Annotated in this window: 16 protein-coding genes and 1 riboswitch; of the genes, 9 read left to right on the forward strand and 7 right to left on the reverse strand. The window is 73.6% G+C overall.

The features are described 5' to 3' along the window. Positions 1-24: 24 nt before the first annotated feature. From pknB to thiO, 4 genes are all read right to left on the reverse strand, one after another. Entirely contained in the window at positions 25-2,061 is a 2,037-nt protein-coding gene (gene pknB / locus ACH4U8_RS17990; RefSeq protein WP_360305012.1) for a Stk1 family PASTA domain-containing Ser/Thr kinase, read from the reverse strand. 79 nt (positions 2,062-2,140) lie between these two features. After that, positions 2,141-2,944, reverse strand: a complete 804-nt coding sequence (locus ACH4U8_RS17995) for a thiazole synthase (RefSeq protein ID WP_360305014.1) — start codon at positions 2,942-2,944, stop codon at positions 2,141-2,143. Between the two features lie 4 nt (positions 2,945-2,948). Further along, the gene (gene thiS / locus ACH4U8_RS18000) at positions 2,949-3,188 is read right to left on the reverse strand and encodes a sulfur carrier protein ThiS (protein WP_360305016.1); all 240 of its coding nucleotides are present in this window, start codon (positions 3,186-3,188) and stop codon (positions 2,949-2,951) included. Continuing rightward, positions 3,185-4,348, reverse strand: a complete 1,164-nt coding sequence (gene thiO / locus ACH4U8_RS18005; protein ID WP_360305461.1) for a glycine oxidase ThiO — start codon at positions 4,346-4,348, stop codon at positions 3,185-3,187. The genes thiS and thiO overlap by 4 nt, the downstream gene beginning before the upstream one ends. 10 nt (positions 4,349-4,358) lie before the next feature. After that, a riboswitch (TPP riboswitch) is annotated at positions 4,359-4,470 on the reverse strand. Between the two features lie 114 nt (positions 4,471-4,584). Here thiO and ACH4U8_RS18010 point away from each other — a divergent pair. The 4 genes from ACH4U8_RS18010 to ACH4U8_RS18025 all read left to right on the forward strand — a co-directional run bounded on the left by ACH4U8_RS18010 (position 4,585) and on the right by ACH4U8_RS18025 (position 7,480). Next, the gene (locus ACH4U8_RS18010) at positions 4,585-5,769 is read left to right on the forward strand and encodes an NAD(P)/FAD-dependent oxidoreductase (protein ID WP_395778722.1); all 1,185 of its coding nucleotides are present in this window, start codon (positions 4,585-4,587) and stop codon (positions 5,767-5,769) included. 69 nt (positions 5,770-5,838) lie between these two features. Then, the gene (locus tag ACH4U8_RS18015; protein ID WP_360305020.1) at positions 5,839-6,204 is read left to right on the forward strand and encodes an Rv2175c family DNA-binding protein; all 366 of its coding nucleotides are present in this window, start codon (positions 5,839-5,841) and stop codon (positions 6,202-6,204) included. Between the two features lie 10 nt (positions 6,205-6,214). Further along, complete coding sequence (thiE, locus tag ACH4U8_RS18020) at positions 6,215-6,859, forward strand: thiamine phosphate synthase (RefSeq protein WP_360305022.1); 645 nt, start codon at positions 6,215-6,217, stop codon at positions 6,857-6,859. 138 nt (positions 6,860-6,997) lie between these two features. Then, on the forward strand, positions 6,998-7,480 hold the full coding sequence (locus tag ACH4U8_RS18025) for a ribonuclease domain-containing protein (RefSeq protein WP_395778724.1): 483 nt from the start codon (positions 6,998-7,000) through the stop codon (positions 7,478-7,480). A gap of 490 nt (positions 7,481-7,970) precedes the next feature. On the opposite strand, the gene ACH4U8_RS18030 is transcribed toward ACH4U8_RS18025, so the two are convergent. Further along, positions 7,971-9,062 (reverse strand): polyprenyl synthetase family protein, encoded by a 1,092-nt coding sequence (locus ACH4U8_RS18030; protein WP_360305026.1) that lies wholly within the window; start codon positions 9,060-9,062, stop codon positions 7,971-7,973. A 144-nt stretch (positions 9,063-9,206) separates the two neighbouring features. On the opposite strand from ACH4U8_RS18030, the gene metF reads away from it, so the two are divergent. Further along, the gene (gene metF / locus ACH4U8_RS18035; protein WP_395778726.1) at positions 9,207-10,196 is read left to right on the forward strand and encodes a methylenetetrahydrofolate reductase [NAD(P)H]; all 990 of its coding nucleotides are present in this window, start codon (positions 9,207-9,209) and stop codon (positions 10,194-10,196) included. Positions 10,197-10,268: 72 nt separating this feature from the next. Then, entirely contained in the window at positions 10,269-10,562 is a 294-nt protein-coding gene (locus ACH4U8_RS18040) for a hypothetical protein (RefSeq protein ID WP_360305030.1), read from the forward strand. Positions 10,563-10,586: 24 nt separating this feature from the next. Here ACH4U8_RS18040 and ACH4U8_RS18045 read toward each other — a convergent pair whose 3' ends face one another. Next, a complete protein-coding gene (locus ACH4U8_RS18045) occupies positions 10,587-12,074 on the reverse strand; it encodes a phytoene desaturase family protein (protein WP_395778728.1) in 1,488 nt (495 codons plus the stop codon). A 490-nt stretch (positions 12,075-12,564) separates the two neighbouring features. Continuing rightward, positions 12,565-13,431: a 1-aminocyclopropane-1-carboxylate deaminase/D-cysteine desulfhydrase gene (locus ACH4U8_RS18050; protein ID WP_395778730.1), complete on the reverse strand. Its 867-nt coding sequence runs from the start codon at positions 13,429-13,431 to the stop codon at positions 12,565-12,567. Positions 13,432-13,770: 339 nt separating this feature from the next. On the opposite strand from ACH4U8_RS18050, the gene ACH4U8_RS18055 reads away from it, so the two are divergent. Genes ACH4U8_RS18055 through ACH4U8_RS18065 form a run of 3 tightly spaced genes read left to right on the forward strand, consistent with a single transcriptional unit; the run spans position 13,771 to position 18,054 of the window. After that, positions 13,771-14,058, forward strand: a complete 288-nt coding sequence (locus ACH4U8_RS18055; RefSeq protein ID WP_355534641.1) for a DUF6504 family protein — start codon at positions 13,771-13,773, stop codon at positions 14,056-14,058. 12 nt (positions 14,059-14,070) lie between these two features. After that, on the forward strand, positions 14,071-14,580 hold the full coding sequence (locus tag ACH4U8_RS18060; protein ID WP_379992149.1) for an SAV_6107 family HEPN domain-containing protein: 510 nt from the start codon (positions 14,071-14,073) through the stop codon (positions 14,578-14,580). A gap of 9 nt (positions 14,581-14,589) precedes the next feature. Continuing rightward, the gene (locus ACH4U8_RS18065) at positions 14,590-18,054 is read left to right on the forward strand and encodes a DNA polymerase III subunit alpha (RefSeq protein ID WP_395778732.1); all 3,465 of its coding nucleotides are present in this window, start codon (positions 14,590-14,592) and stop codon (positions 18,052-18,054) included. Positions 18,055-18,066: the final 12 nt, after the last annotated feature.

The following is an 18,066-nucleotide window of genomic DNA, read 5'->3' on the forward strand; positions in this document are numbered from 1 at the left end:
GCGTCGGCGGCTCGGCGGGGCGAACTAGAAGTTCGAGATGAACACCTCGCTGTTGCGCTTGACCATCGAGCCCGCCGCCGGGTCCTGCTTGCCGACGTTCGCCGGGATCAGCGGGATCATCCGGTTGTTGACCCGCAGCCCGACGGCCTGCAGCGCGCGACCCGCGTCGTCCGGGTTCATCCCGGTCACCGTCGGGACCTGGACCAGGTCCGGACCCTTGGACAGCACCACGGTGATCTTGGTACCGAACGGCACGCTCGCGTTGGTGCCCGGAGTGGAGGACATGATCCGGCCCACCGGCACCGTGTCCGAGAACTGCTGGGTCGGATCCGCCTCGACGGTCACCCCGGTCGTGGGCAGGAACCTGGCCTTGGCCTCGTCCAGGCTCAGCCCGGTCAGGTCCGGCACCACGGTGTCCGGGCCCCGGCTGACCATCAGCGCGACCACGCTGTCCCGCTGGAGTTGCTCGCCGACGGCGGGTTGGCTGCCCACCACGGTGCCGGGCGGCTTGGGGCTCGCCACCGGGGTCTCGGTGCCCGGCTTCAGGGCCGCGTCGGCGAGCGCCTTCCGGGCCTCCTCCACCTTGAGGTTCACCAGGGTGGGCACCACGTGCCGTTCGGGACCCTTGGACAGCTTGACCTTCACCGTCGAGCCGCTGAGCACCTTCTTGCCGGGCGCCGGGTCGGTGGACATCACCGAGCCCTTGGCGATCGTCTCGCTGAACTCCCCGTCGCCGTCGTAGGAGACCTTGAGGTCGGCCCCCTTGAGTCGCTTCTCCGCGTCGGCCTGGGTCATGTTCAGCACGCCCGGAACGTCGGAGTACCGGCCCGAGCCGTACCACCACGCGCCGCCGCCGATCGCGGCGGCGACCAGCAGCACGATGGCGAGCACGATCATCCCGCGCGAGGGGGCCCGCCGGCGGCGCCGACCGGGCAGCGCGGGCTGCTGCGGATATCCGCCGCCCGGCGCGTCCGGCGGCGGCGGGGCGCCCTCGGCGGTCGGCGCGTATTCGTGGTGCTCCGCCGGATAGGAGTCGTCGTAGGCCCCGTAGCGCGACTGTTCGTCCTGGGTCGAGTCCACGCTCAGGCCCAGCGGTGCCAGGTGCGGCGGCAGCAGCACCTCGCCCGCGCGGAACACGCTGGTGGCGTTGTCGTGGATCGGCTCGGGCGGCGGCGGCAGGCGCAGCGCCGCGCCGAAGTCCAGGTCCGCGTCCGGCATCGCGTGCCGGGTCCGGCGGACCAGGGTGAGCAGCGTCTCGGCGTCGTTCGGCCGGTGCTCGGGGTCGCGCACGGTGGCCGCGCGCACCAGCGTGTCCAACGCGTGCGACAGACCCGGCACCGCGAGCGAGGGCGGCGGCACGTCGGCGTGCACGTGCTTGTAGATCACCTCGACCGCGGTCGAGCCGTGATGGGGCTGCCGGCCGGTGAGCATCTCGTAGAGCACCACACCCGCCGCGTAGACGTCCGAGCGCGGGGTGGACTCGCCGCGCTCGACCTGTTCGGGGGCGAGGTAGGCGACCGTGCCGACCAGGACCTTGCCGGTCGCGGCGGTCGCGGTCGTGGTGGTCGCGCGGGCCAGCCCGAAGTCGCCGAGCTTGATCCCGCCGTCGTCGGAGATCAGCACGTTCTCCGGCTTGACGTCACGGTGCACGAAGCCCGCCCGGTGCGCGGCGGAGAGCGCGGCCAGCATCGGCTCCAGCACCCCGAACGCCTCGCGCGGGGTCATGTTGCCCAGATCCTGGAGCAACTCGCGCAGCGTGCGGCCCTCGACGTATTCCATCGCCAGGTACGCGACGGCGCCGTCGGTGCCCTGGTCGAAGACGTTGACCACGTTGGGATGCGACAGCCGCGCGGCGGCCTTCGCCTCCAGGATGAAGCGGCGGGTGAACTCGGGGTCCTGGGCGAGCCCGGCGTGCATCACCTTGAGGGCGACGGTGCGGTCGAGTCGGGTGTCGAGGGCCCGGTACACCGTGGCCATGCCACCCGCGGCAACTCGGGCATCGACCCGGTATCGACCGTCGAGCAGCCGCCCGACGAGCGGATCGTTCAAGGTCGTGTCCATGTTCAGGAGTGTAGGGTCCACTGTCCTGTGGACGCCGACGGTCTTCCCCTCGGTTCCCCGCCGACGGCCGGTGTGCGGCTCAGAAGGCGGGGTGTTCGGGGCTCGCCTCCAGCATGCCGGCCATCGGTGACGACGCGTGCGCATGATGACGCATCGGAATCCGCCCGGCGCGGTACGCCAGCCGACCGCCGTCCACCGCGTACCGCATCGCCTCGGCCATCAACCGCGGCGACTGCGCCCGGGTGACCGCCGTCGCCAGCATCACCGCGTCGCAGCCCAACTCCATCGCGAGCGCCGCGTCCGAGGCGGTGCCGAGCCCCGCGTCCAGCACCACGGGGACACCGGCCTGCTCGGTGATCAGCCGGATGTTGTGCGGGTTGCGGATGCCCAGGCCCGAGCCGATCGGCGAGCCGAGCGGCATCACCGCCGCGCAGCCCACCTGTTCGAGCCGGCGGGCGAGCACCGGGTCGTCGTTGGTGTAGGCCAGCACCCGGAAGCCGTCGTCGACCAGCCGTTCGGCGGCGTCCACGAGTTCCACCCCGTCGGGCAACAACGTGCGTTCGTCGGCCACCACTTCGAGCTTGACCCAGTCGGTCTCCAGCGCCTCGCGGGCCAACCGCGCGGTCAGCACCGCCTCGCCCGAGGTGAAACACCCGGCGGTGTTCGGCAACACCCGGATGCCCAGCCGGCGCAGCACGTCCAGCACCGAGCCCGCGGTTCCCGGGTCCACCCGGCGCATCGCCACCGTGGTGATCTCGGTGCCCGAGGCGATCAGCGCCTGCTCCAGGATCTCCAGGCTCGGCGCGCCACCGGTCCCGGTGATCAGTCGCGAGGTGAAGGACTCCCCGGCGATCGTCAGCTTGTCTTCCTTGTCGTCGGCCATGCCGTCACCCTCCCTGGACGGCGGTCAGCACCTCGACGCGGCTGCCCGCGTCGAGCACGGTCTCGGCCCACGCCCCGCGCGGCACCACCGACTCGTCCACCGCGACCGCGACGCCCTTGGCGGCGGTGGTCAGCGTGGCCACGAGTTCGGCGACGGTGGTGCCGGTGGCGACGTGGCGCCGGTCGCCGTTGACGCGGACCTCGATGCCGTCGGTGCCGCCGACGGGGACCTCGGTGTCGTTCATGCCATCACCTTCCGGGCGGCGGTCGCGAAGCGGTCGGGCCCGAACGGCGCGACGAGTTCGGGGGTGGTGCCGTGCGCGAGGATCTCCGCCACGGTGTCGGCGGTGATCGGGGTGAGCAGGATGCCGTGCCGGTAGTGCCCGGTGGCCACCACCAGGCCGGGCAGCGCGGAGCGGCCCAGGATCGGCGCGTTGTCCGGGCTGCCGGGGCGCAGTCCCGCGAGCGTCTCGACCAGCGGCAGCTCGGTGATGCCGGGGACGAGTTCGTGTGCGTCGCGCAGGAGTTCGTACACGCCGCCCGCGGTCACCTCGGTGTCGTGGCCGAGTTCGTGCTCGGTCGCGCCGATCACCAGTTCGCCGTCCGCGCGCGGGACCAGGTACATGCTGCCGCCCTTGACCACGCCGCGAACGTTGCGGGACAGCAGCGGCAGCAGCGCCGGCGGTACCTTCAGCCGCAGGATCTCGCCCTTGACCGGCCGCACCGGCGGGACCACCTCGGGCGGCAGGCCCGGGATCAGCGCCGAACGGCAACCGGCCGCGAGCAACACCTGGTCCGCGAGCAGGTCGCGTCCGCCGACCGTACGCACGCCGTACGCGCGCTCGTCGGCGACCAGGACCCGCTCGACGCCCTCGCGCACGAAGGCGACGCCGGCCCGGGCGCAGGCCGCGAGCAGCGCCGCGACCAGCCGACGGTTGTCGATCTGGTGGTCGTCCTCGACGTGCAGGCCACCGGTGATCGCCGGGGACAACATCGGTTCGAGCCGCCGGCACTCGCGGCTGGTCAGCCAGGACGATTGCAGGCCCAGTCGTTGCTGGTAGGCGTGCAGGTCCTTGAGGACGGCCCGGTCGTCCGCGTCCAGCGCGACCGCGATCGTGCCGCACGCGCGGTAGCCCGAGGGCAGGTCCGCGGCCTCGGCCAGTTCGGCCGCGAACTCGGGGTAGCGCCGGGCCGATTCGATGCTCAGCCGGAGCAGGCTCTCCTCGCCGTACTGGAGTTCGGAGACGGGGGTGAGCATGCCGGCGGCGGCGTGCGAGGCACCTCGGCCCGGGGTCGGGTCGACGACGGTGACCGAGAGTCCGTGGCGGGTGCGGGCGCGCCAGGCGACGGACAGTCCGACGACGCCCGCGCCGACCACGACGACGTCGGTGGGGTGCTCGGACATGGTGGGTCCGGCCATGGTGAGAAGAACTCCCTTCGCCGGTATGACCCGGATCAGGTTCGGACGGTCGGGGGCTCGCAGCCCCCCTCTCAGCCCGGTCTCACCGGGCTCCCGTGACCTCTCCACACTACGACACCGGTTTCCGGTGCCCGGGAGCGCCCGAGTACGCCGACGATGTCCTTGACTGAGTCAAGACCCTGCGCGTCGGCGGTCTCGGGCCGCGTCATAGGGTGCCCTTCATGGACAACGTGCTCGTCGTGGGCGCCGGCATGGCCGGCCTGCAAACCGTGGTGGCGCTGCGGGACCAGGGGTACACCGGTCGCGTCACCCTGCTCGGGGCCGAGGCGCACGCGCCGTACGACCGGCCGCCGCTGTCGAAGGAGGTGCTCGGCGGCAAGACCGACGACACGTCCTTCGAGGCGGACTGGGCCGCGCTGGAGACCGAGGTGTTGTTCGGCCGCACCGCGACCGGACTGCGCCCGGGCGTGGTGGACACCGACGCGGGCGAGATCGCCTTCGACCGACTGGTGATCGCGACCGGCTCGCGGGTGATCGACCTGCCCGGCGCCGCCGAGGTCCCCGGCGTGCACGTGCTGCGCACCATCGACGACGCCCGCGCGCTGCGCGCCGCACTGGTGCCCGGCGCCCACGTGGTGATCGTCGGCGCGGGCTGGATCGGCGCCGAGGTGGCCACCGCCGCGGCCGCCGCCGGTTGCCCGACCACCGTGGTCGAGGCCCTGCCCACCCCGCTCGCCGGACCCTTCCCGGAGGCCGTCGGCGCCCGGTTCGTGCCGTGGTACGCCGAGGCCGGCGTGGAACTGCTGGTGGGCGCGCGGGTGGATCGGCTGGAGGCGGGCGCGGTGCACCTGACCGACGGCCGCCGGCTGCGCGCCGACGCGATCGTGGTCGGCATCGGGGTGCGCCCGGCCACCGAGTGGCTGGCCGACTCCGGCGTGACCCGCAACGAGCGCGGCTTCGTCGAGGTGGACGACCACCTGGCCACCTCGATGCCCGGGGTATACGCGGTCGGCGACTGCGTGGACTTCCCGTCCGCCCGCTACGGCACCCGGATGAACGTCGAACACTGGGACAACGCGCTCCAGGCGCCGCGCGTGCTGGTGGCCAACCTGCTCGGCGGCGACCAGGCGTACGACCCGGTCCCCTACTTCTGGTCCGACCAGTTCGGCCGGATGGTCCAGTACGTCGGCCGGCACGGCGCGAGCGACGAACTGGTCTTCCGGGGCGCGGACGAGGAGGGCAAGTGGACCGCGGGCTGGTTCGCCGGCGACCGGCTGGTGGCGCTGCTCGCCGTCGCCCGACCGCGCGACCTGGCCCAGGGCCGCAAGCTCGTGCAACTGGGCACCCCGGTGGACCGGGAGCGGTTCGCCGACCCGGAGAACCCGCTCAAGTCGGTCGCGCTCTGACGGCCTGGCGCCGGTCCCACCGCCGGGCGCCGGCGGTCGGGACCGGGCGCTGAACCTAAACTTGGCCGGGTGAGCGAGATCGACGCCAAAACAGAAGCCCTCGTCCCCGCCTGGGTGACACTCCCCGACATCGCCGAGATCCTCGGCGTGGACATCCTCAAGGTCCGCCAGCAGCTCAAGGAGCGCAAGTTCCTGGCCGTGCGCCGCGGCGAACACCGGGCCCTCCAGGTGCCCGCCGACTTCTTCCAGGGCGCCACCATCGTCAAGGGCCTGGTCGGCACGCTGACCCTGCTCGCGGACTCGGGCTTCACCGACGAGGAGGCGCTGGAGTGGCTGTTCACCCCGGACGACACGCTTCCCGGTACACCGGTGCAGGCGTTGCAGGAGAACCGGATGACCGAGGTGCGTCGCCGCGCCCAGGCGCTGGCGATCTGAGGCCGCGCGGATGACGAGCCGTCAGGAACGGTTGGCCGCCGCCCGTCTGTACCTGTGCACCGACGCCCGGGAGCGCCAGGGCGACCTGCCCGCGTTCCTGGACGCGGTGCTCGGCGCGGGCGTGGACATCGTGCAGTTGCGGCAGAAGGGCCTGGAGGCCCGCCCCGAACTCGAATACCTGAAGGTGTTCGCGGACGCCTGCCGCCGGCACGGCAAGCTGCTCGCGGTCAACGACCGCGCGGACGTCGCGCACACGATCGGCCCCGACGTGCTGCACCTGGGCCAGGACGACCTGCCGGTCCCGGCGGCGCGCGCGATCGTCGGCGGCGACGTGCTGATCGGCCGATCCACGCACGCCGAGGCCGAGGTGGACGCGGCGATCGTCGAGCCCGGGGTGGACTACTTCTGCACCGGGCCGGTCTGGCCGACCCCGACCAAGCCGGGCCGATCCGCGCCGGGCCTGGGCCTGGTCCGGTACACCGCGGCGCTGCGGCCGACCCGACCGTGGTTCGCGATCGGCGGCATCGACCTGGGCAACCTCGACGAGGTGCTGGCCGCGGGCGCGGAGCGGGTGGTGGTCGTGCGCGCGATCACCGAGGCCGCGGATCCGGCCGAGGCGACGGCGGAATTCGTCCGGCGACTCTCCGCACGCTGACCCGGCACCCGGGCCGCGCCCGGGTCCGAGGGCGGGGCCGGGGCGCCGGCCCGGTCGCCTGGGCGGTTCGGGTGCCATCGGGCGCCCACGCCGCCGAGATCGCCGCCGCGCGGAGGCCGAGCCGGCAGAATGCCGGATATGTCCGGTGGTCGGCGGCGCAACCTCGTCGTACTCGCGCTGCTCGCGCTCGTCGCGGCGCTCGCCCTGGCCCTCACGCTCACCCGCGACGGCGACTCGGGCGGCGGCGCCGGGCCCGGTCCGGCCCCGACCGCCCCGACCGCCCGCGCGGCCACGCCCGAGCGCACCGAAGCCACGCCCGCGCGCCCCGCGTGGGCGCCCGCCGGGATGCGCACCGTCGCCGCCGCACGACTGCCGGCCGAGGCCCGCGACACGCTGCGGCTGATCGCGGCCGGCGGCCCGTTCCCGTACCCGCGCGACGGCATCGTCTTCGGCAACCGGGAGAACCTGCTCCCGGCGCGACCCGACGGCCACTACCGCGAATACACGGTCCGCACGCCCGGCTCGGCCGATCGCGGCGCGCGCCGGATCGTCACCGGGAAGAACGCCGAACGTTTCTACAGCGACGACCACTACGCGAGCTTCGTGGCCGTGCTGCCCTGACGACGCTGGTCGCGACAGGGGTATTTCCGCCGGGGCGGGACGTGGGGGCCGATCGGGTGGTCGGCCCCGCGGATGGCGCATTCCGACCGAACCGGGCGGACCGAGCGGCCAGACTGCCGAGATGGACACACCCGACGTTCGTCTCCGTCCGGGGTCCGCGGAGGATGCCCACGACCACGACCCGCCGCCGCACCCCACGCCGGAGCCGCCGATCCCCGGCCCCCGGCTCGTCGCGGCCCGACCCCCGGCCCGCCCCGGGCGCGCGGGCCCGGCATCGGACGGTGGGGGCGCGCTGCTGTTCCCGCTGCTGGTGTTGGCCGCGATGATCGGCGGGATCTACCTGGTCGGCCGCAACCCGCCGCAGGCGCTGCACGCCGACCCGACGCACGACCCACACCCCGACCGGGGTGCGGCGGCCGAGTCCGCGCGGCCCCGGTCCGCGCCGCCCGGCACCCCGTTCGCCGTCGCCCGCCCGCCCGAAGGAACCGGCCTAGACGCTGCGCACGGTGGCGGCGTCGGCCAACTCGCGCAGGACTTCGCGCGCGTCCTCGGCGATCGGCGCGACGGCCAGCGCGGCGAGGGCCCGCTCGGTCAGCTCGGTGATCATCGTCTCCACGTCGGCGAGGGCACCGGTGTCCTCGATCACCACGCGCAGTTCCTTGACGCCGATGTCGCTCAGTCCCGGATCCCCGATCAGCGTGTCCAGCACCTCGGCCTGGGCGCGGGAGGCGCGCTCGCCGGCGAGCGCGAGCAGCACGGTGCGCTTGCCCTCCCGCAGGTCGTCCCCGGCGGGCTTGCCGGTCCGGTCGGGATCGCCGAAGACGCCGAGCACGTCGTCCCGCAGTTGGAACGCCTCACCGAGCGGCAGCCCGTACGCGGAGTAGGCGGCCAGGGCGGCCTCGTCGGCGCCGGCCAGCGCGGCACCCACGTGCAGGGGCCGCTCGATCGTGTACTTGGCGGACTTGAACCGCATCACGCGCCGTGAGCGCTCGACCGAGCCACCGCCCATCGCCTGCTCCAGCACGTCGAGGTACTGCCCCGCCATCACCTCGGTGCGCATCACGTCGAACAACGGCTTGGCCGCCCGCAGCGCCCGGTCGTCCACCCCGCTCGCGCCGAACATCTCGTCACACCAGGACAGACACAGGTCGCCGAGCAGGATCGCCGCGGCGGAGCCGAACGACTCGCCCGAGCCGACCCAGCCGCTCGCGCCGTGCAGGCCCTCGAACCGCCGGTGCACGGCGGGCTTGCCCCGGCGGGTGTCGCTGCTGTCCATCAGGTCGTCGTGGATCAGCGCGCTGGCCTGGAGCAACTCCAACGCGGTGGCCGCGCGCACGATCGCCTCGTCCGGGGCCGCCGGACCCGCGATGCCGCGCCACCCCCAATAACAGAAGCCGGGCCGCAGCCGCTTGCCGCCGTCGAGCACGAAGTCGGTCAGCGCCTCGGTGACCGGGACCATGCCTCGGCCCACCGCGGCGAGCACCTCGGCCTGACGGTCCATGAACTCGCCGAGCGCGGCATTGACGCGCTGCCGCAGCCCGTCCCGGTCCAGGGGGTGTACGGGGAAGGAATCGGCAGCCATGGAGTCTTCCGTCGAGGGCGATGAAACGATGAGGGAATAGGGGGAAGCCTAACTCCCGGTGGGCCCGGCCATCCGGAGCAGTCCGGTCGTCTCGCCCTGTGGGAAGCCGTTCTCGCGGGCCCGACCGCCCGATAACCTGCGTGCATGTCTCTCGGTGCCGCATCCACTCGCATCAGTCGAACCCCGGCCATTCGCGATCTGCTCGCGAACGGCACCCGGTCCTTCTCGTTCGAGTTCATGCCACCCAGGACGGAGCAGGGCACCCGCACCCTGTGGGACGCCATCCGTCGGGTCGAGGCACTGGCGCCGACCTTCGTCTCGGTCACCTACGGCGCGGGCGGGTCCAGCCGGGGCCTGACCGTGGACACCACCGAGCGGATCGCCACCGAGACCACGCTCACCCCGGTGGGGCACCTGACCGCGGTCGGCCATTCGCGCGCCGAGCTGCGCAACATCATCGGCCAGTACGCCGACGCGGGTGTGCGCAACGTGCTCGCGCTGCGCGGCGACCCGCCGGGCGACGTCAAGGGCGAGTGGGTGGCCCACCCGGACGGCTTCACCTACGCGATCGAACTGGTCGAACTGCTGCGCGCGTCCGGCGACTTCTGCGTGGGCGTCGCCGCGTTCCCGGAGATGCACCCGCGCTCGACGAGCTGGGACGAGGACGTGCGGCACTTCGTGGCCAAGTGCCGCGCGGGTGCCGACTACGCGATCACCCAGATGTTCTTCCGGGTCGAGGACTACCTGCGACTGCGCGACCGGGTCGCGGCGGCCGGCTGCGACATCCCGATCATTCCCGAGGTGATGCCGGTCACCAGCCCGACCACGCTGGTGCGGGCGGACGAGCTGAGCGGCTGCTCGGTGCCGACCGACCTGGCGGAGGCGGTCGCGGCGGTCGCCGACGACCGGGCGGCGGTGCGGGCGGTCGGGGTGGAGTTCGCGACCCGGATGTCCGAGCGGCTGCTCGCCGAAGGTGCGCCGGGGTTGCACTTCATCACCTTGAACCGGTCCACGGCGACCACCGAGATCTACCAGAACCTCGGACTGCACGAAGGATCGGGCACGGGGTCGGGCGACGGCTCGGGCGCGGCCTCGGGCGTGACCCCGGGCCAGGGATCGGGCCAAGCCGGCTGATCCGGTTCGCCCCCGCCGGCCGGTTCACCCTCTAGGGTGAGGCAACGCGCCGGTAACGAAGGGATCGCGACCGTGCAGATCGGCCTGGTGGTGCTCTACGTCCTGTTCGTGCCGATCGGGCTGTGGTTGCTGACCGAGGTGTTGTGGCAACACGGCGCGCCGTTTCGCTACCGCGTGCTCGCCTTCGTCGGCTTCGTCGGGGTGGCCGCGGGCGTGGGGATCAAGAACCCGGTGCTGATCGGCATCGGCGTGTTCTGCTTCGCCGTCGGCCAGTTCCTGACCACGCGCTACGTACGCAAGGCGTACCACCACGGCTGGACGATCAGCGGCCGCCGTCCGAAGGGCCGCCGAGCCAAGGCCCGCTGAGCCCCCTCCGGCCCGCCGGCCGTCCTAGGCGCGCCCGATCAGCTCCGCCACCAGTGCGGCGGACATGCCGACCCGGGTCAGGCCGCCGCCCGGGTGGGCACTCGCGCCGACCGAGAACAGGCCCGGTACGGCCGACCGGTTCGGCACCCGACGCGGCGCGGCCCGCCAACCGTCGGCACCCGCGCCCGGCACCTCGCCGCCCGGAGCGCCGGTGTGCCGGGCCAGGTCGGCGGGGGTGCGCAGCACCGACCACAACACCCGGTCGCGTACGTCCAGGCCGCGCCGGGCCATCAGGTCGAGCACGTTCGCCGCGCAGTCGTCCCGGACGGCGGCCGACTCCCAGTCCACCGGGCCCTGCCGGGGCACGCGCAGTCGTACCGTCCACGCGCTGTGCCCCTCGGGGGCCAGCGTCTCGTCGTCGGGAGCCAGCACGCACAGCGTGGGATCCGCCGGCGGCGTCGCGCGGTCGGCGAACAGCAGGTCCGGCTCGCGCTCGGGGTCGTCCGCGAACAGGTAGCTGCGGTGCGGCGTCTCGGGAGCGCGACCGCGCAGCGCGAGATGCAGTTCGAGCACCGCCGAGGAGGCGGGCACCCGGCCCGCCCCGGGAGTCTTCGAGCCCGGCAGCAGCCCGGCGGTCCCGGGATCGACGGGCAGGTCGGTGATCACGATGTCGGCGTCCAGCCGGCCGCCGTCGGCGAGCAGCACGCCGGACACCCGGCCGCCCGCGCGCTCGATCGTGGTCACCTCGGTGTCGGTACGTACCTGCACCTTCCGCTGCACACAGCGCGCGTGCAGCGCCTCGGTCATCCGGTGCAGGCCACCGCGCACCCACCACACCCCGAAGGTCTCCTCCAGGTACGGCAGCGTGGCCAGCGTCGCGGGCGCCTTGCCGGGGTGGCAGCCCGCCTCGGCGGCGAAACGTTCGAGGTGGGCGCGCAGCCGGGGGTCGCCCAGCCCGCTCCGGCCGAGCGAGCGCAGCGAGCGCCAGGGCGCGGTGGTGCGCAGGTCGGCCCGCCCGCCCGCGCTGCGCAGCCGCTCGGCCGGCCCGGCCGGGTCGGCCAGCAGCGGCGCCTCGAAGTGGCTCTTGCGGGTGACGCCCCACATCTCGCCGGCCCGGTGCAGCAGCCGCTGCCAGTCGTCGCCCGCACCGGGCCCGAAGCCCGACTCGAACGCGTCGTGCGTCCCGGATCGGGACGCGTTGGGGATGTCGACGACGGTGCGCGGTCCGTGCGCGGCGGCGAAGGACTCCCGGGTGGCGGTGGCGATCGGGACCAGGTCCACGACGTCCTCGATCGCGGCGCCGGTCTTGAGGAACAGGTCACGGTAGACGGCCGGCAGCGTGAGCAGCCCGGGGCCGGTGGTGAAGGTGAAGCCGTCCCGGACGATCGACCCGGACGCCCCGCCGGTCGTCGAGGACCGTTCGCAGATCGTCACCTCGTGCCGAAGCGTGGCCAGCCGAGCGGCTACCGCCAATCCACCCATACCTGCGCCGACCACCACGATGCGAGCCACGGTGGCACAGCGTATATGCAGGTGCGGGGGATCAGGCCCGCCCCCCGGGCCTGATCCCCCGCACCTTCCCGCGACCGCTCCCCACGGTCCACGGGCCCACCCCCCAGCGGGTCACGATTGGTAAGACTCGCGACCCGCGCAGAGGGTTGTACGCGCGAGGAAGATTTCTTTTCGGCGTGTGCGACGGGGTCGGAAATCGTGATCAACCCGGATACGGACGGCGATTCCCGGGCCCGCTTCTGAGTATCCGTACGGATGTCCGGCCCCGGCGCCGACCGGCAGAGTGGTCGGCACGGGGAAAGCGCCCACGGAAGCCTCGGGGGAGCGCCGTTCGGGGGAACGGCGGGGCGCGACGACATCGGGATCGGCGTGGGGGCGCCGGTCCCGATGGGACGATCGGCCGGCCGGGGGGCGGCGGGTCGTCCGGGGGCCGGCTTCGCCTGGGGAGGCGGAGCCGGTGCCTTCGTGCCGGGGCCGCCGAGGTCCCGGATCAGCCGGTGATCACCGCGATCAGCCGAGTGCCCGGGGTGAACGCGCCGCGCTCGGCGAGGGCGAACAGGCCGAACAACATCTTCCCGACGTAGATCGGTTCGGGCGCGAAGTCGTGCCGGGCCGCGAAGTCGGCGAGGAACGTGTCCAGCTCCGGGCCGCTGCGGGCGTAGCCGCCGTGGTGGAAGTCGTGCTCCACGTGCCAGTTGTCGGTCGGTGCGCCGCGGGTGCGCCGCTGGAGCTCGGCCACCTCGGCGGCGAGGAAGCCGCCCTTGAGCGCCGCGAAGCCGATCGCTCGCCGCCCCGGCGGCAGGCCCGCCGCGATGCCGGCGAGGGTGCCGCCGGTGCCCACCGCGACGCAGACCACGTCGAAGTCGTCGCCGAGCTCGGCGGGCAGTTCCGCGCAACCGCGCACGGCGGCCTCGTTGCTGCCGCCCTCCGGGAGCAGGTACGCGGGCCCGTGCACGGCGAGCAGCCGATCGAGCACCTGCGGTGTGTGCTTGGCCCGGTAGGTCGCCCGGTCCACGAACACCAGCCGCATGCCGTGTTCGACGGCGAAGGCGAGCGAGGGGTTGAGCGGGCGGTCGGCGAGTTCCTCGCCGCGCACCACGCCGACCGTGGCCAGCCCGAGCGCGTGGCCGGCCGCAGCGGTGGCCCGCAGATGGTTGGAGTACGCGCCGCCGAAGGTCAACAACGTCCGCTGCCCCTGCTCGCGGGCCGCCGTGAGGTTGTACTTCAGCTTGCGCCACTTGTTGCCCGGCACCTCGGGGTGGATCAGGTCGTCCCGTTTGAGCGCGAGGCGTAGGCCCTGGGCGGTCAATCGGGGATCGCACAGCTCGTGCAGTGGTGAGGGCAGACGTGGGCGCACCCGGTCAAGGGTGGCACGTCGGTCGGGTGCTCGGTGCGGGTGTCGGTGCGGTGTCGGTGTCGCCTGTCACGGTGGAACGCAAGGGAGCAACCCGCTCTCGACGGGTGATTCGGTGCACTCGAACATGCTCGAACATCACTCGAACACGACGGTTCGCCCGGAGCTGCGGCAATGACGTTGACGTGGGTGGGGGAGCGAGCTTTACTGGCAAACGAGATCGAACTTTTGTTCGATGAAGAGTTCGACTCGAACGGCACGGGGCAAGCGGATGGGCAGCCTGGGGCGGCGGTGCGTGGGGAAGCGCATCGCGGCTCCCGGCCTCGGCGGAGGAGGAGCTGGATGACGCGTCTGCACACCGACCCGGTAGAGGTGCTGCGCAGCGGTGGGGACCCCGCGCGGTTCCTGTGGCACGACCGGCTCTACGTGGTCCGGGAGGTGCTCGGCCACTGGGTGGAGACCGGCGAGTGGTGGCAACACGCGCGCTCGCGGACCGCCGTCGTGGCGACGGGGGAGCGCGAGGTGTGGCGCGTGGAGGCCGGGGCCGGCCGCAGCGCGCCGTTGGGTGTGTACGACCTCAGCCTGGACGCCGGCGCCGGGACCTGGACGCTGGCGCGGACCGCCGATTGAGGAGGTGACCGGGTGAGCGCGAGTGCGAGCCCGAGCGCGAGTTGGAACCAGTCCGCCCACATACCCGAGCCGCCGCCGATCCGACGGGCGCCCGTGCGCTGGTCGTCCGCCCCGCGCGGCGCGCTGGACCTGCTGACCCAGGCCCGGCGCGGGCTCACCGAGGCCGCCGTCGACCGCGACGCCGCGGAGCGGTACGCCACCGCCCATCTGGCCGCGCTGCGGGTGGCGGCGGCCGTGCTCGCCGCCCGGGCGCAGGCCGACGACGAGCGGGCGGGCCGCCGTCGGCGGGCCCCGCGCAGTGCCTGGGAGCTGCTGCCGAAGGTGGCGCCCGAGCTGACCGAGTGGGCGGCCTTCTTCGCCGCCGGCGCCCGCAAGCGTGCCGCGGCCGAGGCCGGACTGCCCGGCGCGGTCACCGGCCGCGAGGCGGACGACCTGATCCGCGACGTGGAGACCTTCTTCCGCCTGGTGGTGCGCCTGCTCGCACTGCCCCCGATCCCGGCCCCACCCCCTCCTATCGATTGAACGCACCGGATGAACCGACCCAGCCGACCGAACCGCCCGTTCGCGCACCTGCACGTCGCGTCCGGGCATTCGATGCGCTACGGCGTCGCGCATCCGCGCACGCTGATCGAGCGTGCGGTCGAACACGGCCTGGACACGCTCGCACTGACCGATCGGGACGGGGTCTACGGCGCCGTCGCGTTCGCGCGCGGGTGCGTCGCGGCGGGCATCCGGCCGATCCTGGGCGCCGAGCTGGCGGTGCTGCCGATCGAACCGGCCGCCGCCGAGCCGGGCCGGCGTCGGCGCACCCCGGCGCGCGGCGGCGCGTTCACCGACGCCGGGCACCCCCGGGTCACCGTGCTGGCCCGGGGCAAGGCCGGTTGGGGCGCGCTGTGCCGGTTGATCAGCGACGCGCATCGGCGCGACCGGGCCGACCCGGTGACCACGTGGGACGCGCTCGCCGCCACCGACGGCGCCGTGGTGGTACTGGTCGGACCCGACTCGGAGATCGGCCGGGCGGTCGCCGCCGACCGGCCCGCGCGCGCCGAGCGGCTGCTCGCCCGGGCCCGGACCGCGCTGGCCGAGGACGCCCTCTTCGTCGAACTGGTGTGCCATCTGGCGCCGCTCGGCCGGGCCCGCTCGGCCGCCCACGCGGCCCGGATGGCACTCCTGGCCGACACCCACCGGGTACCCGCCGTGCTCACCAACGCGGTGCGCTACGCCGACCGCGAGGACGCCGTGGTCGCCGACGTGCTCGACGCGGCCCGCCGACTGGTCCCGCTCGGCCGACACCACCTGAGCCGCACCGGCTCCGAGGAATACCTCAAGCCCACCCTCGACATGGTCGCCGTCGCCGCCGAGATCACCTGCCTGGCCGGCCGCGGCACCGCCGCCGCACTGCTCGACGCCACCCGCGCCCTCGCCGACGACCTGGTCCTGGACCCGGCCGAGGACCTCGGCATCGGCAGCGTGTTCTACCCCGAACCGGAGGTGCTCGGCGTGCCCGCGAGCCGGGCCGCCGCCGAACTGCGCGCCCGCTGCGAGGCGGGCCTGGGCCTGCGCGGCATCGCCCCCACCACCGAGGCGCGCACCCGCCTGGACGACGAACTCGCGCTGATCGGCCGACTCGGCCTGCCGTCCTACTTCCTGACCGTGGCCGGCGTGGTCGACCTGATCCGGGAGATGGGTGTGCGCTGCGCGGCCCGCGGCTCCGGCGCGGGCAGCCTGGTCAACCACCTGCTCGGCATCTCCGGGGTGGACCCGCTGCGGCACGGCCTGCTGATGGAGCGATTCGTCTCGGACCGACGCGCCGCGCTGCCCGACATCGACGTCGACGTCGAATCCGCCCGCCGCACCGACGTCTACCGGCGGATCATGGAGGTCTTCGGCCCCGAGCGCTGCGCGTGTGTGTCGATGGCCGAGACCTACCGCGCCCGCCACGCCATCCGCGACGTCGGCGCCGCGCTCGGCCTGGCCGCCGGCGAGATCGACGAACTGGCCAAGGCGTTCCCGCACATCCGCGCCCGCGACCTCGCCGCGGCCCGCCGCGACCTGCCCGAGCTGCGCGGCAGCCGAATCGCCCGGGACGGCGGCCTGGACGGCCTGTTCGCCCTCGCCGCGCGCCTGGACGGACTGCCCCGACACCTCGCCCTGCATCCGTGCGGCGTACTGCTGTCCAACCCCACCCTGCTGGACCGCACCCCCGTCGAGACCTCCGCGCAGGGCTTCCCGATGAGCCAGTTCGACAAGGAGGACGTCGAGCACCTCGGGCTGCTCAAACTCGACGTGCTCGGCGTACGCATGCAGTCCGCGATGGCACACGCGGTGGCCGAGATCGAACGCGTCGAGGGCACCGCCCCCGACCTGGACACGATCGCGTACGACGACCCCGCGACCTTCGAGCTGATCCGCTCCAAGCGCACCCTGGGCTGTTTCCAGATCGAATCGCCCGGTCAGCGCGAGCTGATCGGCAAGTTCGCCCCGGAGACGTTCGAGGACATCATCGTGGACATCTCGCTGTTCCGACCCGGCCCGGTCAAGAGCGACATGGTCACCCCGTTCCTGGCGGCCCGCCAGGGCTGGGCCGAGCCGTACTACATCCACGAGGACTTCCGGGACGCGCTCGCCGAGACCTGCGGCGTGGTGGTCTTCCACGAACAGGTGATCCGGATCATCCACATCGCCACCGGATGCGATCTCGCCCGCGGCGACGCGGCCCGGCGCGCGCTGGGCAGCCACGAGCGGAAACCGATCGTCCGCGACTGGCTGTACGAGCGAGCCGCGGCCCACGGCTACCGCACTCCCGTGATCGACAAGATCTGGGAGGTGCTGGAGGCGTTCGCGTCGTTCGGCTTCTGCAAGGCGCACGCCGCCGCGTTCGCGGTGCCCACCTACCAGTCCGCGTGGCTCAAGGCGCACCACACCGCCGCGTTCCTGGCCGGCGTGCTCACCCACGACCCGGGGATGTACCCCAAACGGCTGATCCTGGACGACGCCCGCCAATTCGGCGTGCCGATCCTGGGCGTCGACGTCAACCGCTCGGACGACGTCTACCGGGTCGAGCCCGCCGCCGACGGCACGCCCGGTCTGCGGATCCCGCTCGCCGAGATCAAGGGCATCGGCGCCGACGAGGTCGCCCACGTGCTGGCGCACCGCCCGTACACGTCCCTGGTCGACTTCAGGGCCCGCGCCGGCGCGTCCCGCCCGACCACCGAACGGCTGATCACCGTCGGCGCGTTCGACACCGTGCACCCGGCCCCCAGCACCCGCCGCGACCTGCTGCTGCACCTCGCCGACCTGGACCGGCTCGGCCGCGCCGGGCGGCATCGGGGCGGCGCCGAGCTCGATCTCGGGCTGGCCCCCGACACGCCGCCGGCCACCGGGCTGCCCGAGTTCACCGCCGTCGAGCGGGTCCGCGCCGAACTCGACATCCTCGGTCTGGACGCCGACCGACACGTGCTCGACTTCTACGCGCCGTTCCTGGCCGACCTGGGCATCACCCGCGCCCGCGACCTGCTGAACCGGCGCAACCGCGCCGAACTGCTCGTGGCCGGCGTCAAGGTGGCCACCCAGACCCCGCCGATCCGCACCGGCCGCCGGGTGATCTTCCTGACCCTGGACGACGCCACCGGACCGGTGGACACCACCTTCTTCGAGGACGCCCAGGACCCGTACGCGGCCACCCTGTTCCACTCCTGGCTGCTCGTCGTGCGCGGCGTGTTGCGGCGCACCGGCCCGCGCGGCGTGTCGCTGCGGGCCACCGGCTGCTGGGAGCTGGGAGCCCTGTACGACGCCTGGAGCACCGGCGGCATCCCGGCCGTACACGAACTGATGGCCGCGTCGACCCCCACCGCCCCCGCCCCCGCCGCCCGCCGGGTCCTGGTGCACGCGAGCGGCTTCAAGGTCTCCCCGTACGCCGACCTGCGCCCGGCCGGCGGCCCCGGCAAGCAACCCCCGCGCAAGCTCTGGCACGCCAGCCCCGGGAGCGCGGGATGATCGTCCACAACG

The sequence above is a fragment of the Embleya sp. NPDC020886 genome (assembly GCF_044333915.1).
Classification (GTDB): Bacteria; Actinomycetota; Actinomycetes; order Streptomycetales; family Streptomycetaceae; genus Embleya.